General features: G+C 69.1%; 20 protein-coding genes, 1 tRNA gene and 1 pseudogene. 10 read left to right on the top strand and 12 right to left on the bottom strand.

Annotation, left to right across the window (positions count from 1 at the left end):
• Positions 1–59: 59 nt before the first annotated feature.
• Positions 60–4094: a PAS domain-containing protein gene (locus ACH4EW_RS05450; protein ID WP_398251732.1), complete on the top strand. Its 4035-nt coding sequence runs from the start codon at positions 60–62 to the stop codon at positions 4092–4094.
• Positions 4095–4175: 81 nt separating this feature from the next.
• On the opposite strand, the gene ACH4EW_RS05455 is transcribed toward ACH4EW_RS05450, so the two are convergent.
• The 9 genes from ACH4EW_RS05455 to ACH4EW_RS05495 all read right to left on the bottom strand — a co-directional run bounded on the left by ACH4EW_RS05455 (position 4176) and on the right by ACH4EW_RS05495 (position 14186).
• The gene (locus ACH4EW_RS05455) at positions 4176–5825 is read right to left on the bottom strand and encodes a long-chain fatty acid--CoA ligase (RefSeq protein ID WP_398251735.1); all 1650 of its coding nucleotides are present in this window, start codon (positions 5823–5825) and stop codon (positions 4176–4178) included.
• A gap of 143 nt (positions 5826–5968) precedes the next feature.
• Positions 5969–6574: a SigE family RNA polymerase sigma factor gene (locus tag ACH4EW_RS05460; RefSeq protein WP_398251738.1), complete on the bottom strand. Its 606-nt coding sequence runs from the start codon at positions 6572–6574 to the stop codon at positions 5969–5971.
• Between the two features lie 344 nt (positions 6575–6918).
• Positions 6919–8085 carry a lipid-transfer protein gene (locus ACH4EW_RS05465; RefSeq protein ID WP_398251741.1) on the bottom strand — a complete coding sequence of 389 codons (1167 nt, stop codon included), beginning with the start codon at positions 8083–8085 and terminating at the stop codon, positions 6919–6921.
• A complete protein-coding gene (locus tag ACH4EW_RS05470; protein WP_398251744.1) occupies positions 8082–8477 on the bottom strand; it encodes a MaoC family dehydratase in 396 nt (131 codons plus the stop codon). The genes ACH4EW_RS05465 and ACH4EW_RS05470 overlap by 4 nt, the downstream gene beginning before the upstream one ends.
• Positions 8474–9508 carry an acyl-CoA dehydrogenase family protein gene (locus tag ACH4EW_RS05475; protein WP_398251746.1) on the bottom strand — a complete coding sequence of 345 codons (1035 nt, stop codon included), beginning with the start codon at positions 9506–9508 and terminating at the stop codon, positions 8474–8476. Before ACH4EW_RS05475 ends, ACH4EW_RS05470 begins: the two co-directional genes overlap by 4 nt.
• A gap of 1 nt (position 9509) precedes the next feature.
• Positions 9510–10505 (bottom strand): bifunctional MaoC family dehydratase N-terminal/OB-fold nucleic acid binding domain-containing protein, encoded by a 996-nt coding sequence (locus ACH4EW_RS05480; protein ID WP_398251749.1) that lies wholly within the window; start codon positions 10503–10505, stop codon positions 9510–9512.
• Entirely contained in the window at positions 10502–11677 is a 1176-nt protein-coding gene (locus tag ACH4EW_RS05485) for an acyl-CoA dehydrogenase family protein (protein ID WP_398251751.1), read from the bottom strand. The genes ACH4EW_RS05480 and ACH4EW_RS05485 overlap by 4 nt, the downstream gene beginning before the upstream one ends.
• Before the next feature lie 207 nt (positions 11678–11884).
• The gene (locus tag ACH4EW_RS05490) at positions 11885–12196 is read right to left on the bottom strand and encodes a hypothetical protein (RefSeq protein WP_398251754.1); all 312 of its coding nucleotides are present in this window, start codon (positions 12194–12196) and stop codon (positions 11885–11887) included.
• Between the two features lie 1192 nt (positions 12197–13388).
• Positions 13389–14186 (bottom strand): DUF5707 domain-containing protein, encoded by a 798-nt coding sequence (locus ACH4EW_RS05495; RefSeq protein ID WP_398251757.1) that lies wholly within the window; start codon positions 14184–14186, stop codon positions 13389–13391.
• Between the two features lie 334 nt (positions 14187–14520).
• Between ACH4EW_RS05495 and ACH4EW_RS05500 the strand changes: the two are divergent.
• Positions 14521–14688: pseudogene (locus tag ACH4EW_RS05500) on the top strand (GntR family transcriptional regulator); the annotation flags it as partial.
• Between the two features lie 348 nt (positions 14689–15036).
• Here ACH4EW_RS05500 and ACH4EW_RS05505 read toward each other — a convergent pair.
• Positions 15037–16155: a DUF4062 domain-containing protein gene (locus tag ACH4EW_RS05505; RefSeq protein WP_398251760.1), complete on the bottom strand. Its 1119-nt coding sequence runs from the start codon at positions 16153–16155 to the stop codon at positions 15037–15039.
• 91 nt (positions 16156–16246) lie between these two features.
• On the opposite strand from ACH4EW_RS05505, the gene ACH4EW_RS05510 reads away from it, so the two are divergent.
• On the top strand, positions 16247–16699 hold the full coding sequence (locus tag ACH4EW_RS05510; RefSeq protein ID WP_398251763.1) for a hypothetical protein: 453 nt from the start codon (positions 16247–16249) through the stop codon (positions 16697–16699).
• Between the two features lie 378 nt (positions 16700–17077).
• On the top strand, positions 17078–17611 hold the full coding sequence (locus tag ACH4EW_RS05515) for an NUDIX hydrolase (RefSeq protein ID WP_398251766.1): 534 nt from the start codon (positions 17078–17080) through the stop codon (positions 17609–17611).
• Here ACH4EW_RS05515 and ACH4EW_RS05520 read toward each other — a convergent pair.
• The gene (locus ACH4EW_RS05520) at positions 17589–18935 is read right to left on the bottom strand and encodes a hypothetical protein (protein WP_398251769.1); all 1347 of its coding nucleotides are present in this window, start codon (positions 18933–18935) and stop codon (positions 17589–17591) included. The genes ACH4EW_RS05515 and ACH4EW_RS05520 overlap by 23 nt on opposite strands.
• 323 nt (positions 18936–19258) lie before the next feature.
• Here ACH4EW_RS05520 and ACH4EW_RS05525 point away from each other — a divergent pair, with 323 nt between their 5' ends.
• The 6 genes from ACH4EW_RS05525 (at position 19259) to ACH4EW_RS05550 (ending at position 23512) form a co-directional block, all read left to right on the top strand.
• Entirely contained in the window at positions 19259–19588 is a 330-nt protein-coding gene (locus ACH4EW_RS05525) for a hypothetical protein (protein ID WP_398253274.1), read from the top strand.
• A 193-nt stretch (positions 19589–19781) separates the two neighbouring features.
• Positions 19782–20906 carry a radical SAM protein gene (locus tag ACH4EW_RS05530; RefSeq protein WP_398251772.1) on the top strand — a complete coding sequence of 375 codons (1125 nt, stop codon included), beginning with the start codon at positions 19782–19784 and terminating at the stop codon, positions 20904–20906.
• Positions 20903–21067, top strand: a complete 165-nt coding sequence (locus ACH4EW_RS05535) for a hypothetical protein (protein WP_398251775.1) — start codon at positions 20903–20905, stop codon at positions 21065–21067. Before ACH4EW_RS05530 ends, ACH4EW_RS05535 begins: the two co-directional genes overlap by 4 nt.
• An 88-nt stretch (positions 21068–21155) precedes the next feature.
• Positions 21156–22022, top strand: coding sequence for a GNAT family N-acetyltransferase (locus tag ACH4EW_RS05540; protein WP_398251778.1), 867 nt, complete (start codon positions 21156–21158; stop codon positions 22020–22022).
• 145 nt (positions 22023–22167) lie between these two features.
• The gene (locus tag ACH4EW_RS05545) at positions 22168–22899 is read left to right on the top strand and encodes a hypothetical protein (protein ID WP_398251781.1); all 732 of its coding nucleotides are present in this window, start codon (positions 22168–22170) and stop codon (positions 22897–22899) included.
• A gap of 400 nt (positions 22900–23299) precedes the next feature.
• A complete protein-coding gene (locus ACH4EW_RS05550; RefSeq protein WP_398251784.1) occupies positions 23300–23512 on the top strand; it encodes a hypothetical protein in 213 nt (70 codons plus the stop codon).
• A gap of 142 nt (positions 23513–23654) precedes the next feature.
• Here ACH4EW_RS05550 and ACH4EW_RS05555 read toward each other — a convergent pair.
• Positions 23655–23742 (bottom strand) — tRNA-Ser (locus tag ACH4EW_RS05555).
• Positions 23743–23788: the final 46 nt, after the last annotated feature.

The following is a 23788-nucleotide window of genomic DNA, read 5'->3' on the forward strand; positions in this document are numbered from 1 at the left end:
GAGGGGCAAGATGGGGCCCGCTGTCGGCAAGGTGCGGTAATCAGGGAGGAAGCGTCGTCGTGAGCAGCAGGCCATCCCGAGGCACTGCTCGCCTCGCAGCCATACTCGATGCTCTCCCCGACGGGCTGCTGCTCGTCAATTGCAACGGCACGGTCGTCAACGCCAACACCATTGCGCTGGAAATGTTCGAGACGCCGGGCACCGCACTCGTCGGGCGCGGGCTCCTCGACCTGCTGCCGGAGTTCGACTCCAAGCTGATTCCGGGGTCGATGCGTCGGCCCGATTCCGCCGACGGCCGCGGCCGTACGAAGCCGACACGGATGACCGCACGACGGACCGACGGCAACGAGTACCCGGTCGAGGTCACCAGCGCCAGCCTGGAGGACGGGCAGGCCGCGTACAACGACTTCCAGAGCAGTTACAGCGGCAGCTACACGGGTGACGAGCTTCTGATGCTCGTCGTACGGGATCTGTCGGGCACCGTCGACACCGAGGCCGAACTGGCCCGTTCGCAGCGGCAGACCGAGATGATCCTGCGGGCCGCGGCCGAGGGCGTCGTCGGCACGGACACGGACGGCCGGGTCGTCCTGGTCAACCCCGCCGCCGCGCAGATCCTCGGCTTCCGCGCCAGCGATCTGGGCGGCCAGGAGCTGCATCCGCTGATCCTGCACTCCCGGGCGGAGGGCGAGCCGTTCCCGTACGAGGAGTCGCCTCTCGCCGACACCCTCAGGTCCGGCCGCAAGCACCGGGTGCGCGGGCAGGTCCTGTGGTCCAAGAGCGGTGCGCAGGTGCCGGTCGACCTGACCACCGCGCCGGTCCGGGACGGGGACCAGCTGGTCGGTGCGGTCATGACGTTCACCGACCGCAGGCCGTACGAGGAGCTCAGCAAGCAGCACAAGGCCGAGGTCGCCGAACTGACCGCGGACCACACCGCGCAGGTCACCGGACTGACGGAACAGCACAGCACGGAGCTGGCCGACCGGGCCGAGCGGTACACGGCCGAACTGGAAGCGCAGGCCGAAGAGCTGGCGGCGCTGACCGCCCGGCACAGCCAGCTCACCGCCGTACTCGGCGAGTCGCTGCGCGGGCCGCTGGAGGAGCTGCGCGGCGAACTCTCCACGCTCGCCGCCGACCCGGCCGGCCAGCTGTGGCCGGAGGCCAACCAGATCCTTCACCACCTGGCCGCGGGCTACGCCCGGATGACGACACTCGTCGACAATGTGCTCGGCTACCAGCGCCTGGACGCCGGCTCGGAGGAGCTGGTCAAGGCGAACGTGCTGCTCGACTCGGTCGTGACGGCCGGTATCGACGCGGCCGTCGAGCTGATCGGTCCCGGGCGCGCCCAGTTCGCGGTGCACGCGCCGCCGATCGAGGCCGAGGTGGACGCGGCCCGGCTGGTGACCGCGCTCGCTCATCTGGTCGCGGATGTCGCCGGGGTCGACTCGACCGGCAAGGCCCGCGTGGTGCCGGGCAGTGGCTATGTCGACTCGACGGTCGTCGTCGCGGCGGCGCAGCGCGGTGAGGTCGTACGGATCGAGGTGCGCGGGCCGTACGCCGGGGGAGACGCGGTGCACGAGCCGATCGTGCGCGGGATCGTACGGGCGCACGGCGGCGTGCTCCAGACGCACGAGGTGCCGGGAATGAGCGGCAGCGCGTACGTGCTCGAAGTGCCGCTGGGCGCGGGCTCGGGAACGGTGATGCCGCCGATGTCCGAGCCCGAACCCGAGCCGGAGCCGACGCCGGCCGGTCAGAGCGCGCCGGGCGGGGGACGGCGGCGGGCACGGCGGGCGTCCACGGATGCGTTCCTGGAGAGCCCCGTGGATGATTCCGGGGCAGGGGCCGGGTCCGGGAACGGAGACACCGCGGCAGCCGAGCCGACGGGCCGGCGACGGGCGCGTCGTGAGCCCGCGGTGCCGGGCTCGCAGGAGACGCAGGGTGGGCAGGGCACGGCGCACAGCCCGCACGAGATCATTCCGGCCCAGCAGAGCGAGGGGTCGGGGCGCAGGCGTGGTCGGCCGAGTCCGGCCGAGACCGGTGCTCGGCATTCATTTCCGGCTCAGCTGTCCCAGTTGCCCGAGCAGGATCAGGGGCAGAGGCCTGGGCAGCCTGCTGTCGAGCAGCAGGGGCCGGGGCAGGCATTGGCACTGCCTGCGGCCTCGGAGCCGTCCGAGGCGGCGGTGGTGACGGCGGCCGAGGGCGCGCAGAGCGGCGGTGCCCGTCCGCAGCGTGGGCAGACCGTTCCGCCGCAGGGCGTTCCGGCCGAGGCGCCGGTTCCGGTGCCTGCGGGTGGACACCGGGCGCGCCATGGCGGCGAGAACCAGCTGGCCCTGCCGGCTTCCGCTTCCGCTTCGGAGGGTCTCCCGCAGGTCGGTGACGGTCCGGCGTCGGCGCCTCAGCCGACCGGGCGGCGGGCGCGGCGGGCGTTGGCGGCCACGCAGGAGCGTTCCGCTCGGGCCGAGCCGGCCGGGCCTCGTAGCGCGTTCGCGCTCCCGCCCGCGGATGCCGACCGGGCCCCGTCCACGGCCGCCGGCGCGGACGCCTCGCTGCCCGGACGCCACGACGCCGTACGCATCGCGTCCGACGACGACCGCACGCCGCCCCAGGCGCAGCCCGTACCGACCGGGCGGCGCCGGGCACGTCACGCCGACGCTCCCCAGCAGGCCGGACGGGCCGTCGGGCAGCCTGCGGAGCAGCAGCCCGTGCAGTCCGGCGGCTGGGCGGAGAACGGCGCCTCGGGGCAGGGTCCGGCCGCGCCGGCCATGCCGGGCGATCATGCCGACGAGCGGGTCGGCAACCACCCCGGCAAGCAGACCGTCGATCAGCCCGGCAGCCGGTCCGCCGGCGATCCGGAATGGCCCGCGGCCGACCACACCACGCACACCACCGGCACCACAGCCGCCGCAGGCACCGCCGACGCCACCGGCAGCGCGGAGCGCCGTCCGCAGAACATCGCGCCCGTGGCGGACGCGCACAAGCAGCCGCTGCCCGCGGAGGCTCCGATGCCCGGCGGCTCGCCGGACTCGACCCAGGGACGTGCGTTCAGCGTGCGGACGCTCGGGCAGGGTGTGCCGTTCGCCCAGCACATCGGGCACCAGCAGAACCAGACGCTCGGCGGTGCCGGACGGCGCCGTAAGCTCGCCGCCCCGCCGGAGGACGAGCGCACCCCGCAGTCCGCGCCGTCCCAGTCCGGCGCCGCGCAAGGCCAGGGCCCGGGTTCGGGACAGTTGCTCTCCGCTCCGGAGGCCGAAGGACGCGCGTACGCGATAGGGGCACCCGACGAGGGCGCCGAGGGGCCGGAGCCGCTGGACGGTCCGGGTGGCGCGGTGGAGGTCGCCAACCGTCCCTCGCCGCAGCCGGTCGACGACGAGTTGCCCCCGGAGCCGCTGGACAACCCGCGTCGGCTGCTCGTCTGGCCCGCGCCCGATGTCTCCACCCAGCAGGCGCTGAGCGACCGCGGCTACCGGCCGGTGATCGTGCACTCGCGCGAGGAGGTCGACGCCCAGATCGCGGCTTTCCCCGCCGCGCTCTTCGTCGACCCGCTCACCGGTCCCATCACCCGCAAGGCGCTGCAGTCGCTGCGTCAGGCGGCGGTGGCTGCCGAGGTCCCGGTGCTGGTGACGGCTGGTCTGGGTCAGGCTACGCGTGAGGCCGCGTACGGTGCCGACCCCGCCGTGCTCCTCAAGGCGCTCGCCCCGCGCGACAGCGAGCAGCATCCGCCGCGGGTGCTGCTGATCGAGGAGCGCGAGGAGATCGCGCTGGCGCTGACGGAGACGTTGGAACGCCGCGGCATGCAGGTCGCACGGGCATCCACCGACAACGAGGCGGTGGCGCTCGCCACCCGGATGCGGCCCAATCTGGTGGTGATGGACCTGCTGCAGGTACGCCTCCGCCGGGCCGGGATCGTCGACTGGCTGCGCGCCAACGGCCAGTTGAACCGGACCCCGCTGGTCGTCTACACCTCCGCCGACATGACCGGGTCGGAACTGCCGAAGCTCAGTTCGGGCGAGACCGTTCTCTTCCTGGCCGAGCGCTCCACCAGCGACGAGGTGCAGTCGCGCATCGTCGACCTGCTCGCGAAGATCGGCACGAACTGACCCGCGGAGAGCCACAGATGACGGCGAGGGCGGTGCGGGAGATCCCGTACCGCCCTCGCCGTACTCCCCGACCGGTTCGGGTCAGAGCCGGGTCACGTCAAGCCGACCCAGCCTATGTTCTTCACGAATTTTCTTCTTGTCGAACTTGCCGACGCTCGTCTTCGGCACCGCGGGAATGATCGTCCAGCGCTCCGGCAGCTGCCACTTGGCGATGCCGGACTCGGCGAGGAAGTTCTTCAGCACTTCGTACTCGGTGGTGGCACCGTCCTTGAGGACGACGGTCGCGAGCGGGCGCTCGCCCCACTTGTCGTCCGGGACGGCGACGACCGCCGCCTCGGCCACATCCGGGTGCGCCATGAGCGCGTTCTCCAGGTCGACGCTGGAGATCCATTCGCCGCCGGACTTGATGACGTCCTTGGCGCGGTCGGTGAGGGTGAGGAAACCGTCCTCGCTGATCACGCCGACGTCACCGGTCTTCAGCCAGCCGTCCTCGCTGAATTTGTCCTCGGGGCGCAGGGCCTCGCCGTCCGCGCCCCCGTAATAGGCAGCGGCGATCCAGGGGCCGCGCACCTCCAGCTCACCGGCCGATTCGTTGTCCCACGGCAGATGCTCGCCACGGGGGCCGACCAGGCGTGCCTCGACGCCGGCCGGGAAGCGGCCCTGGGTGACGCGGTAGGGCCACTCCTGCTCCTGGGTCAGCCCGGCAGGCGGGTGGGCCATGGTGCCGAGCGGCGAGGTCTCTGTCATGCCCCAGGCGTGGCAGAGGCGGACGCCGAGCTTGTCGTACGCCTTCATGAGGGAGGGGGGACAGGCGGCGCCGCCGATGGTGACGCGGGCCATCGAGGTGAGATCGCGCGGGTTGGCGGTGACCTCGGCGAGCAGCCCCTGCCAGATGGTGGGGACGGCGGCGGCATGGGTCGGCTTCTCGCGCTCGATCATGTCGGCGAGCGGGGCGGGCTGCAGGAACCGGTCCGGCATGAGCATGCTGACGCCGGACATGAACGCGGCGTGCGGCAGACCCCATGCGTTCACATGGAACTGGGGGACGACCACCAGCGTGGTGTCCTTGTCGGTCAGGCCCATCGACTCGGCCATGTTGACCTGCATGGAGTGCAGGTAGAGGGAGCGGTGGGAGTAGGCGACGCCCTTGGGGTCACCCGTGGTGCCGGAGGTGTAGCACATGGCGGCGGCCTGGCGTTCGTCGAGCTCGGGCCAGTCGTAGCTGGTCGGACGGCCGGCGATCAGCTCCTCGTACTCGTGCACCCGGGGCGCCGCGCCGTCGAGGGCGGAACGGTCGCCGGGTCCCGTGACGATCACATGCTCGACCGACGTCAGATGGGGGAGGAGCGGCGCGAGCAACGGCAGCAGGGAGCCGTTGACGATGACGACCTTGTCGTCGGCGTGCTCGATGATCCAGATCAGCTGCTCGGCGGGGAGGCGGAGGTTGAGCGTGTGGAGGACCGCGCCCATCGACGGGATCGCGAGATACGCCTCGACGTGCTCGGCGTTGTTCCACATGAGGGTGCTTATTCGCTGGTCGCCGTCGACGCCGAGCTCGTCGCGCAGCGCGTTGGCGAGCTGCGCGGCCCGCCTCCCGATCTCGGCAAAGCTGCGCCGCTGTGGCTGGGGCTCGCCGGTCCAGGTCGTGACCTGGGACTTCCCGTGAATGGTCATCCCGTGTTCGAGGATGCGGGTGACAGTCAGCGGTACGTCCTGCATCGTGCTCAGCACGGCGTCCTCCTGGTGGGCGCTACGCGGCAGTAGAGTTCCGCTGATTCTGCTCAGACACCTTGCGGTATGTCACTGGTTCCGCGAGTACGAATCCGTCTCATTCGGCGAAAAGGCCTGCCCAGCGCGCTGCCGCCACCCGGGGTTCACCGCACCGGAGCCAGCTCCGGGTCCTCCCTGAGCTTGCCGAGCGCCCGCGACACCGCGCTCTTCACGGTGCCGATGGACACCCCGAGCACCTCGGCCGTCTGGGCCTCGCTCAGATCCTCGTAGTACCGCAGGACCACCATCGCCCGTTGCCGGTCCGGAAGTTTCAGCACGGCACGCCACATGGCGTCGTGCAACGTCTGGGTCTCGGCCGGGTCGGGAGCCCCGGGGGCCTCCTGTTCGGGCAGTTCGTCGCAGGCGAACTCGTCGACCTTGCGCTTGCGCCACTGCGAGGTCCGGGTGTTCAGCAGTGCCCGGCGGACATAGCCGTCGAGCGCCCGGTGGTCCTCGATCCGCTCCCAGGCCACATACGTCTTGGTGAGCGCGGTCTGCAGCAGATCCTCGGCATCGCTCGGGTTCGCGGTGAGCGAGCGCGCGGCACGCAGCAGTACGGGCCCCCGCGCCCGTACGAACGAGGAGAACGACGGATACGGAGCGTGCGGAGCCCGCGAGGCATACGGAGTGCGCGCGGCGTACGCGCCGTGCGGGACGTGTCCGATGGTGGCAACTCCCCCGGAGGTGCCCGTGCAGACTGGCGTGGTCATGGCTCCACGCTAGGAGCGGGCGCCGTCCCGGGGATCGGCCCCAGGTCCCGAAACCGCGTCCGCCTCAGGGTGTACGGGTGCGGCCTGTCCCACCTCCTGTAGGTGGAGCCGTCGTCATCGGGGCTCAGGGTCGCCCCCCGATGCCCTGCCGGGACGGAGACCGCACCCGGCGGGCTCACAGAGCCTGCCGGGCGACCTCTGATCGGGCGGCCACGGCCTGGCACGCACGCTTCCGGCGTTGCCGAAATGCCCTAGTAGCTCCGCTACAAGGCCATTCCCGTCGCCTTGGAATCGCACGCACCAGGCCGCGTTCGCTCTCCGATCGAAGGTCACCCGACAGGCTCTCAGTCGTCCGCCCCCAGGATCATTCCCGAGGTGGGCACGCCGGTGCCTGCCGTGACCAGGACCCTGGCCGCCCCGGGCAGCTGGTTCACCGACGAGCCCCGGATCTGCCGGACCGCCTCCGCGATGCCGTTCATCCCGTGCAGATATGCCTCGCCCAGCTGGCCGCCATGCGTGTTCAGGGGCAGCGCGTCGGCCGCGACGAAGTCGGCGGCCTCGCCAGGGGCGCAGAAGCCGAACTCCTCCAGCTGCATCAGGACGAACGGTGTGAAGTGGTCGTAGAGAATGCCCACATCGATGTCGGAGGGTGAGAGACCGGAATTCCGCCAGAGCTGCCGGGCGACCACCCCCATCTCCGGCAGGCCGGTCAGATCGTCGCGGTAGAAGCTGGTCATCTGCTCCTGCGCCCGCCCGGCCCCCTGAGCGGCGGCGACGATCACAGCGGGCGGCTGCGGCAGATCCCGGGCCCGCTCCGCACTGGTGACGACGATCGCCTGGCCACCGTCGGTCTCCTGACAGCAGTCGAGCAGCCGCAGAGGTTCGACGATCCACCGCGATGCGGCATGGTCGGCCAGGGTGATCGGCTTCCCGTAGAAGTACGCCGCGGGGTTCCGGGCGGCATGGCGCCGGTCGGTGACCGCGACATGGCCGAACACGTCCGGCGTCAGCCCGTAGGTGTGCAGGTAGCGCTGGGAGGCCATGGCGACCCAGGAGGCCGGCGTGAGCAGTCCGAAGGGAAGGTTCCAGCCGAGTGCGGTGCCCTCCGCGGTGGGCTCCCGCTGCTGCACCCCGGAGCCGAACCTGCGCTCGGAGCGCTCGTTGAACGCGCGGTAGCAGACGACGACGTCGGCCACCCCGCTCGCCACGGCCAGAGCCGCCTGCTGCACGGTGGCGCAGGCCGCGCCGCCTCCGTAGTGGATGCGGGAGAAGAACGACAGCTCACCGATCCCGGCCGCGTGAGCGACGGTGATCTCGGGGCTGGTGTCCATGGTGAAGGTGACCAGGCCGTCGACATCGGCGGGGGTCAGCCCGGCGTCGTCCAGGGCGGCCCGCACCGCCTCGACGGCCAGTTTGAGTTCGCTGCGTCCGGAATCCTTGGAGAACTCGGTCGCACCGATCCCCACGACCGCCGCCTTGCCGCCGAGCGAGTCGGCCCTGCGCACGCTCATGCCGCCCTCTCCGAAACGCCGATGGTCACCGTGCCGGTGACATGCCTGCCGAGACCGTTGGTTCCGACGACCGACACCTCGGCCGTCCCGTCGTCCCCGATGGCGGTGACCGTGCCGCTCAGGACCATGGTGTCCCCCGGATAGTTGGGCACGCCCAGTCTGATGGCGACCTTGCGGAGCACTGCCGACGGGCCGAAGCGGTCGGTGACGTACCTGCCGACCAGGCCGTTGGTCGTCAGGATGTTCATGAAGATGTCCGGGGAGCCCTTCTCCCGGGCGAGTTCCGCGTCATGGTGCACGTCCTGGTAGTCGCGGGAGGCGATGGCGCCTGCCACGATCAGGGTGCGGGTCACCGCGATCTCCAATGGCGCCAGTTCCTCGCCGACCTTCACTCCGGTCCCTCCTTCACCAGCGACTGGCCGAGCTCCTGCAGTACTTCGCTGCCGCATCCCAGATAGGCGTCGAGCTGACGGCCCCACAGGAAATGGCGGTGTACGGGATGGTCGAGGTCCGCGCCTGTTCCGCCGTGCAGATGCTGTCCGGCGTGCACCACCCGCTTTCCTGCCTCCGACGCCCACCAGGCGGCGGTCAGCGCCTGCGGTCCGTACGGCAGTCCTGTGTCGTGCCGCCAGGCAGCCTCGTACGCGGTGACCCGTATCGCCTCGGTGTCCATATGGGCGTCGGCGGCGCGCAGCAGCACCGCCTGCTTGGTGGAGAGCGGGCGCCCGAACTGCTCCCGGGTGTTCGTGTGGGCGACGGCCCGGGCCAGCGACCCGGCGCATACCCCGGCCTGCAACCCGGCGAACGCAGTCCGGCTCGCGGCCAGCACCGCCTCGTACGCCCCGGCGCCCCCGAGCCGCTCCCCGGGCGCCCGGTCCAGGACGAGCCGCGCCGCCGACCACGGCGCCGTGGTCTCCACCTGCTCCGTCACCACACCCTGGTCAGCGGTCCGCACGATCCACAGCCCCCGGTCCGATTCCGCGACGAGGACGAGGTCCGCGTCCCGCAACCACGGCACGTACGGCACGCTGCCGCTGAGCCGTCCCTCGCCGTCCGCCCGTATCCCACCGCGAGCCGGGAACGCCCCGGTGGCGACAGCCGTGCCGTCCCGCAGCGGAGGCAGCAGTCGCTCCCGCTGTTCGTCCGTGCCGTGCCCGGCGACGGCGAGCAGCCCGTACACACAGCTCGCCGCGAACGGCACCTGCGCCGTCGCCCGGCCCTGCTCCTCCAGCAGGAGCACCAGGCCCAGCAGCCCGAGCTCCTCGACGGCTGCGGTCAGTCCGGCCGCGCAGAGCTCCTTCCACAGCTCGGCGTCCGTCCCCGTGCCGGCCCCGGCCAGGCGCTCGTGCGTCGACAGATCCCCGAAGATCTGCGCCGCCAGCCCCTGCGCCGCGGTCTGCTCCTCGGTGGGTGCGAAGTCCATGTCAGCCCTCACCTCCACGGAAGACCGGAATCTCCAAATCCGGGTCGGTACGGAGGAATTCCAGTCGTACCGGCATTCCCGTCCGCACCTTGTCGTACGGCACGCCGACCACATTGCCGACCATCCGCACCCCCTCCGCCAGCTCTATCAGTGCCACCGCGTACGGCCCGCCCTCCTCGGAGGTGCTGAAGGCGGGGAAGGGCGGGTGGTGCATCACGACGTGACTGAAGACGGTGCCCTCGCCACCCGCCTCGACCGTGTCCCATTCCTGGCAGCCGCACCCGTTACAGCCGGGCAGCCAGGGGAAACGCAGTGTCGCGCACTCGCCGCACCTCTGGATCAGCAGCCTGTGCTCGGCGACGCCCTGCCAGAAGCCGGCATTGTCCCGGTTGATCACCGGCCTCGGGCGCAGGCTCCGGCCGCCGCGGGACGACGCACGCTTCACCGATGCCGGTGTCTTCACGGATGCCGGTGTCTTCACCGGTGCCGGTGTGTACTTGAGGATCCGGAAGCGGTGCGTCCCGGCGGGCTCCCCTTCCGCGCGGACGTCCATGCGCGTCGTCACGAAGTAGCCCGTCCCCAGCTTGGTCGTCTTCCGCTCCGAGACCGACTCGATCAGCGCGTCGAACGTGATCCGGTCGCCGGGACGCAGCGGCCGCAGATATTCCTGCTCGCAGTCGGTCGCGACCACCGAGGTGTACCCCGCGCCGTCGAGCAGTCCGAACAGCTCCTCGTACGCCCGGGAGCGGTCGGTGTGACCCGACAGGCCGCCCATCGTCCACGCCTGCAGCATCGTCGGCGGGGCGATCGCCTCCGGCCCCGTGCAGGCGGGGTTGGTGTCCCCCATCGCCTCGCACCAGTGCCTGATCATGGGCTCGTTGACGAGGTCCTTGCCGACGCCCGCGGTCGCGGCGGCGCGCCCCTCGAACTCCTTGAGCCGCCCGTACAACTCGTCCCGCTCCTCGCGCCCCTCCGGCTCTTCCCGCGTGCCCGTCACCGCTTGCCCCTCTTCATGCCGAGCCGCATGGTCGCGACGATCTCCCGCTGCACCTCGCTCACTCCGCCCCCAAAGGTGTTGATCTGCGCCGCCCTGTTCATCCGCTCCAGCTCCCCGTCCCTGAAGGAGCCGGGAGAACCGCCCCGGATCATCCCGGCCTCGCCCGTGATTTCCTGGCAGATCCGATACACCTCGACAGCGCTCTCGGTTCCGACGAACTTCACGCCGCTCGCCTCGCCCGGGGCCAGCGAACCCGCGCCGACATCCCCCACCAGCCGCCAGTTGAGCAGGCGCGTCGCCGCCAGCCGGGCGTACGCCTCGGCCAGCCGGGTCCGCACCCATGGCTCGTCCACCGGACGCCGGCCCGTCACCGGGTCGGGAACGCGAGCGAAGGCGAGTGCCGCCTCGTAGAAGTCCTCGGCCTGCATTCCAATGGCGGCGAGAGCCACGCGTTCATGGTTCAGCTGGTTGGTGATCAGCCCCCAGCCGCCGTTCTCCTCCCCGACCAGATGGGTGGCGGGCACCCGTATCCCGTCGTAGTAGGTGGACGTCGTGATCAGCCCGCCCACGGTCTCGATCGGAGTCCAGGCGAACCCAGGAGCGTCCGTCGGGACCAGAATGATCGAGATGCCCTGGTGCTTGGGCGCGTCCGGGTCCGTGCGGCAGGCGAGCCAGATCCAGTCGGCGTTCTGCGCATTGCTGGTGAAGATCTTCTGCCCGTCGATCACCCAGGAGTCGCCGTCCCGCACAGCCCTGGTGCGCAGCGCGGCGAGGTCCGTACCGGCCTCCGGCTCGCTGTAGCCGATGGCGAAGACGAGGTCGCCGCTGAGGATCCTGGGCAGGAAGTACGCCTTCTGCTCCTCGGTCCCGTATTTCATCAGCGTCGGCCCGACGGTGTTGAGGGTGACCATCGAAACGGGCGCCCCTGCCCGGTAGGCCTCGTCGAAGAAGACGAACTGCTCGTCGGAGCCGCGGCCCTGGCCGCCGTACTCGACGGGCCAGCCGAGTCCGAGCATGCCGTCCGCGCCGATCCGGCGCAGCAGTCGGCGTTGCTCGGCCGGGTCCTCGCTCCCGGGCCTCGTCGTCGCATCCCTCCCTGGCATGACCTTGCGGAAATACGTACGGAGTTCGGCGCGCAGCTGTCGCTGACGCTCCGTCTGGGCGAGGTGCACGGCGGCGGCCTCCCGGACACGGGCGTACGGATCAGGGTTTCTGACTGTCCGTCAGATCTGCACTCGCTGTCAAGGTCGACGACGCTCCCGAGCGGCCGCCGGACAAGAGAAGCGGGCTGCGCAAGGTCACCGAAGTACCCTTGCGCAGCCCGCTGTTCAACCAGCCCTGGCCCGACCCCCCCGACCGGGCCCATGGCCGACCCTGGATCACCAGAGACTGGAGAAGTTCACCACGACGGTCTCGCAGTGCTGGTCGATCGCCGTGAACGACGATCCGTTCACCTGCGCCAAGTTGCTCCGATTCGACGCTCCGGAGCCGACGGCCTGCTGCTGCGACGTGGACGAATTACCGGAGTTGATGCCGCCGACGCCGCTGCCGGCGACCGTCGCAACGGCCGCGTTCGATCCGTCGCTCGCGAACGAGCCGTTGTCGGCCTGGGCCACGCCATTGAAGAGCACGGCGGCGAGGGGCAGCGCCGCAACGGCGGCGAGGGCACGAGCGGTACGGATGCTTGCCATGTCAATTCCTCCAGGAACCGAAAGTACGGCTTTTCCCGAGGCAGTTGGCCGACCGCCCCGGTGTTGGTCACGACGTCGCGAGACCAGAGTTGCCCACCGAATCCCCAGCGAATCACCCATGTGATCCAATTCCCCCGCACGTATGAGGATCACCCGATAAACCCTCTCGCGCCCCCACGCCTCCCAGCTCACGCCCTCCGACACCCCTTCCATCCTCTCCGAGCCGCACCATCCCGCACCCCCAAGGGAAGAAGCGTTCCGGCATCGAGCCCCCGGCTCCGCGCCCAGTGATCCGAAGCGGCGCAGGTTTGCGGTTCAGTGACCAACAGACGCCCGGCCGGGCGGCCGGGCGGCCGGTGCAGAAACGAAGGATGCCACCCTTGCTTTCCAAGGTTCCCCTAGCAATTCGCGCCTAAGGATTTTAAAAACCTCGGTTCAAAGCCAGACCTACCTACGAAGTTGCGCTCAAGGGGGTCGGTCGGCAAGAATCAACCCGCCCCAGTTCGCACCGAGTTGGCGAACAGGCTTGGAGCGTTCGCGCGCCGACAGCAAGAAGGTGGCAGCGAATCGGTTCGACCGAACCAGGCAGGCGTACGCCTCACACGGCAACCATCCTTCAGGCAAAGGCGGTTACGTCGGACCGCGGTGCACGGTCACCGGCTACACGCGACAAAAGAACATGCCGATAGGACGCTTGCTTCCCCTCCAAGAGATGACAAGCGCCTTCGGTCAAACAGGAGGAACCATGTCCAAGGACCGGAACCACCCCACAACCTATTGCACGTGCAATAGGTTAGCGGGTACGGAGGTTAGCCCCGAGCTTGCCTCGAACGCAAGCAGAGAAGATTCCCGAGCTTCCCTCATCCAGGCCATCGCTGCCGTGATCACGGCACTGGCGAGCCTGCTCGCCGTGATTCTGATCAAGGTCTAGGACCGAGAGCCCCGTGCCCGTTGAGTGCCCGGCAAGAGGGGAAGCAAGGGGAAACACGGGGCCTCACGGCGGAAGACCAAGAAACCCGCTGGTCATCGGAACCTCCGACGCAACCGCCTGGCACGTACCTGGTCTTCCAAACTGGTGCTCCAGGATCCCGAGCGCGCCGGCGCTTATTCGGCGGAAACGCCCCCTCGCGGAAACGACGAAGGTCCCGGCCTGCCAGGCCCTTCGGTTCTCTCGCTGCCGCGCGCTGCGGGACTACTTCACGTCGACGAAGTCACCGGCGGCGTTGACTGCGGGAGTCGAGGTCGTACCGGCGAAGCTCCAGCGCCAGTAGCCGTCCTCCACCGCCTTGACCGTGGTCTTCAGCGTGCCGGTGCTGGAGCCCTTCACCGTTTTGACGGTGGTGTATGCGCTGCTGTTCTTCTTCCGGAACTGGAGTTTGACCAACTGGGACGCGTAGCCCGCGTACTTACGGGTGTCCCAGTTGGCCCGGTCCAGCTTGCCCGTGACCGTGATGGTGCTGCCCTTCTTCACCGGCTCCGGGGAGGCGTTGACCGTCAGCCGCGACAGCCGCTGGAACCTGACCGAGGAGAACGTGTCCTTCTCGGTGAAGTTCCCGTCCTTGCCCCATGCGCCGGCGTAGACCCGCCAGGTCGTGGCGTTGGTGTTCCACAGGTATCCGGGATCGACCGTGATGGTGAGGGTGCAGGTCGAAGTTGTGGCGTTCGCCGCCTTGCACTTCGCCCTTTCCCCGTCCGGGTGGAACCCGAAGCCGTACAGGTTCGGGTTGCTGTCGCGGCCCCTCCAGATGTAAGAGAGAGCGTCCTCGATGCCCGAGGAGTGGGACGCGGTGACGGAGACCGTCACCTTCTTGGTGGCAGTGGTACCGAGCACGATCGGCTTTCCACTGTTGACAACGACCTTGCTGATCACCGGGGTGGCGTCCGCCCGCGTCAGCGCGAACGAAGGGCTGCTCGCCTGAGAGACCGGCACGGCGAGGGCGGACAGGGTCAGGGCGCCGGAGACAGCGGCAACAGTGGCACGAATACGCATTTGTTCCCCAAGTCTGGTCTGTGGGTCTGCTGACCCGACAGGCCAGACCTAGGGCGAACGTGAAAGGTTGTGCACGAAGATGAAATCTTCGCGAAGATCGATTTGAGGCGGCCAACACCCCGCTCCGCCCCGTCGGTCGAACCAGCAGTCCCTGGCCGGCTCCGCCGTCCGCGGCGGATCTGCCGAGTGCTTGCCGTACCCCTCGATGTGGTCGTGGACGACCTGGTGGTCGGCGTGGCCGGGTTAACCTTGCGCCGGCGGATGAGCGTGCCGCCCTCGCGGTTGGCGGTGATTCGAGCAGACATAGACGCGCCGCCCCCTCTGAGACGCTGGGCAGATGCTGACTGAGGAGGCATCGCTTCTGGGCATCCAGAAGGCCGCCTTCGTCACGCACATCCGCCGGACGTACTACAGCGACCAGAGGTGGCCCGTGGCGCCGGCCGACATCGTGGTGCCCGTCGCTCACTGCGAGATCGTCTACGAGACCCCGATCAACCGGTAACCGCGGTAACTGGCAGGCGTCCGCCGCCCCGTGGATCTCCTCAAGCCATGTTCAGGCCGTGCCCCTCCCGTGCCCGACCGTGCCCGATCGGGCGGGAAACCACGGGGAGACGCGGTGGCCGGCGGCCAGCGAACAGCACAACGGCCCCCGACCGTCATGCCTGGTCAGGGGCCATTCAGCTGGGCGGTGGGTGTGGGATTTGAACCCACGGTGACATCGCTGCCACGACGGTTTTCAAGAGAGCGCTGCAGGACTCGCCTTCACCGCGGCTGACCTGGTCCTTACCCGCTCCTCGCGCCCTTCGCCGACTCGGGCGGTCCACACCTGGTCCACTGGGTCGGTTCGGTGCTACCTGCCGGCCTGCGAGATCAGCACTTGAGCGAGGTGGGGAGCAACCTCCGCAGCGCCCGCCCCGAGGGCGGCAAGAGTGACGGACTCATCAGGTTCGGTCCGCAGCGGGCGCCTCGCACGCCCGAAGCCCATCGGGTGCGCAGACTGTCGGGACTGCCGTGGGTCAAAGGTGTCGACACTCATGAGTGCCTCGGTCGACACGCCGGCCGCCACCACGATGCGGTCCGTCTGGACGATATTCAGCGCCCCGGAAAACCTCAGTAGGTCGGCGACCTGCTGAGGCAAAGCGTCAGGATCCAAGATTGCGCCAAGGCCGTCTCGGGGCAACGTAGCCAGCGTGGAGAGCTGCCCGGTCTTGTACAGACGGCATTCCACGAGCTTGCCCCGCTGAGGCGTGCCCCACGACGGTGGCCGACTGGCGGGAATGCCGACGGCTACGTACTCATCAGCCGTGATGGGGTTCAGCGCGACGTCGCCCCCGATCATCCGAGTAGCCCGGATTCGGTCCATCAGCGACGCACTCAGCTGGTCCAGCTCGCGGGCCGAGTAGCCGGGGAAGTCCATTGGCACGACGTGCAGTTCCAGCACGGAATCGTAGTTGCTGACACGCTGGGTAGCCGCACCGTCCGAGGTCCAGTGCATGGTCGGTTGCTGCACAAGCTTGGCGAAGGCCAAAGGAGACGCAGCTGACTCCAGCTCCTTGACCTTCTGTACGACTTTAGTCATCAACTCCACGGAAGTATGGAAGGAGTCGCGGAACACTCCAGTGGCACAGGCTTCCACGACGCGTACGAACTCGTGTTGATCCGGTTCGAACACAACGCCTTGCTTGCGGTAGACGATCCTGGGCATGCCTGCTGCCTGTGCAGCCACCCACTCGTCATGCGTGGCCGATTGCCCAGTCTCGGAGAAGACATGGCCGTAGAACGGGCCAAGGAGGAAGAGACATACATCGGCGGTTTCCAGAGCCTTCAGGCACGCCTCCCGGCTGGGGGTGGTCTGGGCGGAGAAGTCCTCGAATCGCACAGGCGTGTGACCCAGTGAGCGAATCAGCCCGTTCAAGGCGTCGCGCTCTTCCTCAAGACCTTTGCGGGCGCTGCTGATGAAGATCTTCACGCTGCGGTGCCTCCACTGCTCCGGGTTCGCCTTCACGACGAAGCGGTTGGCTCATGTGTCTAGTGTGCCGACCCTGGGAAGGAGTTGCCCCATGTCCGACGCTTCAGACGAGGCAATACGCGCTTACTGGAAAGAGCACCGTGAGCAGCTGCGGCAGTGCGAAACCCAACGCTCCATACTGACGAACCTCCTCATCGTCGTTACGGCGGCTCTGAGCGCTCTGATCGTTCAGCAGAAGTTCACGATCAATGTCGTGCCCCTCTGCATCTTCGTCGCGCTGACGGGCGCGTACGGGGCTGTTGCCGTATCCAAGTACTACGAACGTGCCTCCTACCACCTCTCTCAGGCGCGGGCATTGACCGCAGACCTGGTGACGCGAGGGGTGTTGGGGTCCAAAGAAGGACTCGAGCAAGCGCGTGGGGAGCACAACCGCAGGTTTCCTCGGCTGCACCGAGTCCGACTGCACCGCCTTTGGGTGGTGCTGCACCTGGCCATCGCTCTCTACGGCGTGTGCCTTTTCTGCGTGTGTGTGGCGGTGGCCTGAGGGAAAGAAGGTGTCGAGGATCGAGTGCGCTGCCGGCCTCCTGGACGACCTCGTCAGCCGACAGTGCCTCGACGGCCTCCGGCCAGGGGCGTTCTTCCACAGGTTGCCTGTCTGCGCTCAAATCCCAGTAGTAGCCCTGATCCTCAAAGCCCTTCCGCCGTCGCGCATCGAACGCCCCGCTGGCAGGGACCGAGATGTCCCACTTCGACACGCCCGTAGGTCGGCCCCTGCCACACGCAGCTCTGCCGGAACGGCCTGGCGCTCACAGCGGTGGCTGACATCCCGCTATTCGTCAGCCTGACGCGAGTCCTGGCCGAACCCTGCCCTGGCCACCTCCCCCTCTGCGATGCTGGAGGTCGATCGAGAGGGGCCGCAGCGATGCAGTGGAAGATCCACGGGGAACGTCCGATCTACGAGAACAGCTGGGTGAACCTGTGGCTCACCGACGTCGAGACGCCGGACGGGAACCGCTGGGAGCACCACGTCGTCAAGCTCCGGCACCTGGCCGTGGCCGCCGTCGTCAACGAGCGCCGCGAGGTGCTGATGATGTGGCGGCACCGCTTCATCACGGACGCGTGGGCGTGGGAGCTGCCCATGGGGCTGGTCGAGGAGGGCGAGACACCTGCAGACGCAGCAGCCCGTGAGGTACTGGAGGAGACCGGCTGGCGGCCCGGCCCGATCAAGCCGCTGATCTACGCCGAGCCGGCCAACGGCATCACCGACTCCCAGCACCACATCTTCCGGGCCGACGGGGCAACGTACGAGGGTCCGCCGACCGAGAAGAACGAGTCGGACCGGATCGAGTGGATCCCGCTGGCCGACGTGCGGGGCATGATCGACCGGCGCGAGATCGTCAGCAGTGGCTCTCTGGTCGGGCTGCTCTATGTGCTCATGGACGAGGCGATCCGCTGACCTGACGGGGCAGCACTTCCCGGAGCCGGGACTCGAACGCCACTGCGGCCGGTTCCCGGCGGAAGGGCTCCAGCTGCTCGTAGAACTCCCGAAGGTGGCCGGCGACTCGTTGTGAGCTGACGGCCGCCGCCGGGGCCAGGGCGTCCATGGCGGTGTGGCACGCCTCGTCGAGTTTGCCGCGCTGGAGCTGGGTGCGGGCGAGCCAGAAGGCGTGGAAGGCTCGGCCTCGGTGGTTCGATGCGTGTTCCCGGCGGAGGGCGTCCGCGATGAGGGGCTCGGCGAGGGCTGCTTCGCCCAAACGGCCGTGCGCGATGCCGGTGTCCACGATCAGCTTCGGCTCATCGAAGTAGGCAACCCAGGCCGGGTCCGGATCACCGGTGCTGATCCGTCCGAAGTGGGTGTGGGCTTCCGAGATCGCGGTGTGGGTCGCACCGTGGTTGCCGAGGGTGGCGTGGGCGAAGGCTTCGCGCATCGCGAGCATGGCCAGCACGCGCGGTGTCGTCCCTGCGGCCGCTCGGGCCTGGTCCTGGGCGGCCGTAACGAGTGCGAGGGCGTCGCCGGGCTTGTCCTGGTAGGTGGCCTGGAGGCTCATGCAGGCGAGAACGTTGGCCATGAACTGGCGGTCGTCGATGGCCTTGGCCAGGCCGAGGGATTCGGTGAAGTAGGCGCGTGCCTGGTTGTACTGGCGAGCGTCGAAGTAGGTCCATCCGGTGAGCCGGGACAGTTCGGCCGCGATGCTGTGCAGGCCGTCCCGCAGAGGAGCCGGCCTCTGCTCTTTGAGGAGATCGACGACGTAGCGGAGCTGGCCGACGACCGCCGGCCGTAAGGTCTCGCCGCCGTGCTCGTCGTCCCGGCGCCAGTAGTCCGCGATCGACGAGTGCAGCGCGTCCAGCGTCGACGGGCTGAGGTCCCGCTCGGCCGCCAGGGCGAGGATGCTGTCGACGTCCGCCCCCGGTAGTCCGGCGACAAGCGGCTCGACGGCTGAGGCCGGTACCTCGGCCGGTTCGCGGGGCGTGACCGTCAGGCTGGGTGGCGTCTCCCAGGAGCGTCGGGCAAGGCCGAGCATGTGTCCGGGGATGCGTAGTCCGTCCGAGATCCGTTCGATCACGTCCATGTGCAGCAACTGCCGCCGCCCGGAGATTACTTCGCCCACGCGGCTCGGGGTCAGATCGCAGCGGCGCGCGATCATCGACGGATAGATGCCTGCTCGTGCCTTGACCAGCTGAAAGATGCGGCCGAAGTCTCTGGCCTGGCATGCCTCGATCATCACTGGGTCCGTGAGCAGGCTGACCGGGAGTTCCTTCGAGCGAGATGGCTCGGGCATCGGGCACGCTCCGGCATGAGGACTACGGATCGCTGCACTTGGTCAACCGAGGGTGATGTTACCCAAGTTGGGTAATCCGCTTGGCCTTTCTGGCCGGGCCTGCGGATCGCGATGCTCCTGGCCATGGCGAACGGACAGGACGACGTACGGATGACGTTGCGGGTCTCCCGCGACTCCGGCCAGACGTGGGGGCCTCTCACGGAGGTACGCGTGGGCGAGGACCCGGTGGTCCCGGAGAACCCGGGCCGCTACCCGCCGTGCGTCTGCCCCCGGTGCTCGCAGCAGGCCCGAAAGGCCGTCTCATCCTTCCGGAGAGTGTCGTGATGCGGTGCGTGCACTGGCGCGGGGTGCCCCTCGACCTGGCACGGGAAGCGCGGGAGACGTCAGCCGCCCAGTACGTCGACAGGGCAGTGCAGTGCCAGCTGTCCGCGCACGACGAAGGTGAGCACTTCGGTCTCCTCACCGACGCCGGCGCATACGGGACCGCGCTGTGGCTCCGCTGGCACGGGGCGGACCAGGCGGAACTTGTCGTACTGCCGGACTGTCCGGTGGCTGCCCCGGGTCCTGACGGTGAGGGCTGCTGTCTGTTCGCCGACCACGCCAAGCAGCACACCTGGGAAGACGCCCTGGAGGAGGTCTCGTGCCCCAACTGATCGCGAGCCCGCACAAGACCCGGCGCCCTCACTCGCCTCGCAACGAACAGTGCGGGGACTGCGGTGGCAGCGGCGCCAACTCGTCCGGCAAAACCTGCGGCACCTGCAACGGGCTGGGCGAGATCCACTGTTGCGTCGGCCGCCAGGAGCCCCGTGTGCTGTCCCGCTCCGTGATCCGAAAGGAGGGCCACCGATGGCCCACGCTCTGATCGCCTCCCCGTTCCTCGACGGACACCTTCTCCTCAAGCCGGGAGCACGGGCCGGCGCCCGCATCTCCGCCGACCACTTCGAGGACCTGCGCCAGGCCGCTGCCGACGGTGAGTCGCTTCCCACCTGGACGGTGCAGACCGCCTCCGACGTGTGGGGCCTGGACCTGGGCGGCCGACCTGCGCAGGGCACCGTACTGGTGCGCGAGCCGTCCCCGTACGCCTACTGCCGGGCCTCCTGGGAGATCAACCTCGGCTGCAACTTCAGCTGCAAGCACTGCTACCTCGGCGAGCGCCCCTTCTCCGGCCTCGCCTGGGACGACAAGGTGCGGCTGCTGGACATCATGCGCGAGGCCGGTGTCCTCTGGTTCCAGATCACCGGCGGCGAACCCACCATGGACCCCCACTTCCAGGGCGCCTACCGGTACGCCTGGCAGGCCGGGATGATGCTCACCATCTCCACCAACGGCTCGCTGCTCTGGCGGCCGGACCTCCTCAAGCTCTTCCGGGACTGCCCGCCCTATCGGCTGGTCGTCAGCATGTACGGGGCGAGCGAAGAGTCCTTCGACACGCTCACCCAGCGCCGCGGGGCGTGGAAGGCGTTCCGGCGCGGCATCGACGCCGCACGCGAGGCGTGCCTGCCGCTGCGCATCAACGTCGTCGTGACCGAGGACAACGCCTCCGAGGCCGACGAGATGGCCGCCCTCGCCGACGAGTGGAACGTCGAGAACCACGCATACACGAACATGACGCCCACGATCTACGGCGGCGGAGAGCCTCTGCTTGCCCAGTCCGCCGCCCATCTGCGGCAGCGCAAGCCGTTCGCCGGCTGCAACGCGGGACACACCTTCTTCCACGCCGACCCCCACGCCAAGGTCTCGATCTGCAAGGTCGGCCGCGACGACCAGATCGACCTCATGGCCGAAGGCATCGACGGCCTCACCCGGCTCGGCGCCATCGCCGACCGCCTCATGCTTCGCACCGGTGGGTGCGAAGGCTGCGCCCTGTCCGGCACCTGCCGGGTCTGCCGCCCCCTGGCCAAGCACTACCAGGAGGCGAAGGCGCCGCTGCACAGCTACTGCCAACACGGAGACAAGGAGAACGCCTCATGACCCCGCCCGTACCGGTGACCATCCTCCCCGGCCCGCCGATCTCGGCCCGCCGCGCGGCCCCGCCCGTCGCGACCGCGTCGATCACCGCCGTCCAGGACCTCGACGTGATCGTGGAAAGCGCGGAGTGCTCCTGCGACGCCGGTGACGACAACCCCCACTGATCGACACGATCCGGTCAACTCTGTTCAGGCCCCGGCGTACTCGCGTCGGGGCCTGAGCCCTGACCGGCCCACCGCTAGGGTGCCGCTCATGTTCTTCCGCTGGGACTGGCTCCGGCCCGTACTGACCGCACCGATCGTGCCGACTCTTAGTCCCGTCCACCCCGACGCCCTGACCGTCGGCATCTTCGAGGACATCCTGCGAGCAGCCGACACCGGGGACTTCCTGCCCTACGACAAGGACCGGCGCTGGGGCGGCGAGAAGGACGAGAAAGTCCTCCGCGAGGACGTGGTGCACCAGCCCGAGCACACCCTCATCCCCACCCTGACCCAGCGCGGACGCGGCACTGTGAAGGTCTTCGCCTACGGGCTCCGCGACAGCGTCGTGGATGAGGCCGCCGAGCTGGCCGCCAAGCTCGCCGCCGCGCACGATGTGGTCAACGCCCGGGTCGTACGCCCCCTCGGCCCCGGGACCGCACACCCGCGCGGTACCCGCATCCAGCTGAAGGACTTCACTGCCGGCCCCTGCCCCGATCCCAGCGGTCCGGTCCGCCCCGTGACCGACTGGCCGGCCACTGTGCAGGACACCTTCGCCCCGTTTGCCGAGGCCATGGCGGGCGATGGCCTGGCCTTCCTCCACACCCAGATGCAGGCCGGCCGGTGCGGCCCGGTCCTCGCCGCCGCCGTCGAGGACCGCGTCGTGGGCGCGATCGGCCCCATGGAGGTGCTCCCCGATGCCATCGAACGCCCCCAACTCATGCCCCAGTACTTCGCCGTCCTGCCCGAGGCCCGAGGCCAGGGTCTGGGACGCATCCTGTGGCGGGCGGCGATGCACTGGGGCCAGTCCCACGGCGCCGCCTACCAACTCCTCCAGACCGAGGTCGGCGGCCCCTCTGACCGGCTGTGCCAGGCCGATGGACTGACCTCCCTCGGCTTCATCCACACCACAGCGGCGTAACCGCCGGATCTGGGACGCTGCGAGGTCGCAACCTGTCCAGTGCCTCTTGGGTGATCCGCCGAATCACCGCGCCTCGTCACCATCGATGCGTGTGTTGTAGGCGTGCGTGATGTACGTCGTCGCGGCCTGAGAGATGATCTCCGGCATGACGAACGGGGCGGCCGGGGCAGGCTCGGATAGCGACGAGGCCGACGCCTGGCGCACACGATTGGGCTGGGCGTTCGGCCTCATAGCCGACGATCCCGCTGAGCGAGAGGTGGCACTCGCTCATCTGGATGGGGCCCGGAGGAATGCCTGGGCGGCTCTCGACCGGTGGAACGAGTTGTGGCATCTCACGAGGCCGCTGGGACCGGAGGAGCAGTATCAGGAGCCGACCTTCAGGCGGGCGCGCGAGGTGTACGCAGACATGTGTAGCCATTCCGTGCCCGAAGGACTGTGGGTGGGCGAGGGCGCCCACGGGCCGAGCCTGCCCTACGCGCTTCTCTTCCTGGAGTGGGAAGCGCGGTTCCCCCGCGAGTGGACAGAGCATGCAAAGGCATGGGGCACGAAACAGTCGCTTATCCGCCGCATGGCCGTTGCCGACCATGATCAACCGACCAGGGCGAAGCTCATCGACCTCGTCGAGATCGTCGTCCAGCGGGCCTATCGCTGCAAGGACCGCGAGTACGTTCGCGTCGCACGAGCAGTCGACGGCGAGGATCTCCGCCACAGGCTCGGCACGGCCGCCGCCTCGGACAACCCATGGGCACGCCTTCACGCCGGCTACGTCCTCTGGCTTCTCGATCGCCCCGATGTACCGAACACGCGCCACGTCTGGCGAACGTGGGTCGCGGAAGCGTCCGGAAGGCAGCGTGGCTCCCCCGGTCCCCGCGGATAGTTCCGGGCTCCCGCACGCACCCCTCCCCCTGCTCCCGGCGCCCACCCTGAGTGTCGGAGTCTTCACGCGCCAACCACCGCCCATGCTCTGGCCGTTCGCTCATGCAGGCGCGGGTTTCCACGCGGCCGGCCGGAGCGGCTTTGGCCGGTGTCCTGTTCGGGTTGGGGTCGGGCATGTTCAGGGGGCCGTACGCTGGCCCGGCAACTCGGGCAGGCTATGCCCCCGTCATCATCCGCATGAGGCGCCGCGCCAGGAACGAGACGGTGGAGCCCTTCCGCGCTCGCATGGGACAGCCCCGGACGGACGCTTGTTCCGCGCGGTGAGGGGCAGGCGGGTCCGGTCCACGGAATACACCGAGGTGTGGCAGGCGGCCCGAGCGAAAAGCCTGTCCCCTGAGGAGGTGGAAACGCCCCTCGCGGAGGTGCCGTACTCCCTGCGGCACGCCTGCGTGTCGCTCTGGATCAAGGCCGGGGTGGACCCGGTGGAGGTCGCCCGTCGTGCCGGCCACAGTCCGGACGTCCTGTGGAAGTTCTACGCAAAGCTGCTCCGAGGCCATCAGGACGCGTCGAACCGCATGATCGATGCCGCCCTGGAGACCCGCCGGGACGCCTGACCACCGCGGCCAACTTGGCCACAGGTTGGCCACACGCACTGGTCAGCCTCGGGAAACATGCGGTACGGGGTGAGACAGGGTGAACGCAGAGGGCGGGCCTCCAGACCGGAGACCCGCCCTCTGACCTGCTACTTCTCTGACCTGGCGGTGGGTGTGGGATTTGAACCCACGGTGACTCGCGCCACGACGGTTTTCAAGACCGTTCCCTTAGGCCGCTCGGGCAACCCACCCCGCGCCTCGGTCGATGGACCGAGGTTGATGCGAGGACAGCCTAGC

This window comes from Streptomyces sp. NPDC018000 (assembly GCF_044328025.1).
Classification (GTDB): domain Bacteria; phylum Actinomycetota; class Actinomycetes; order Streptomycetales; family Streptomycetaceae; genus Streptomyces.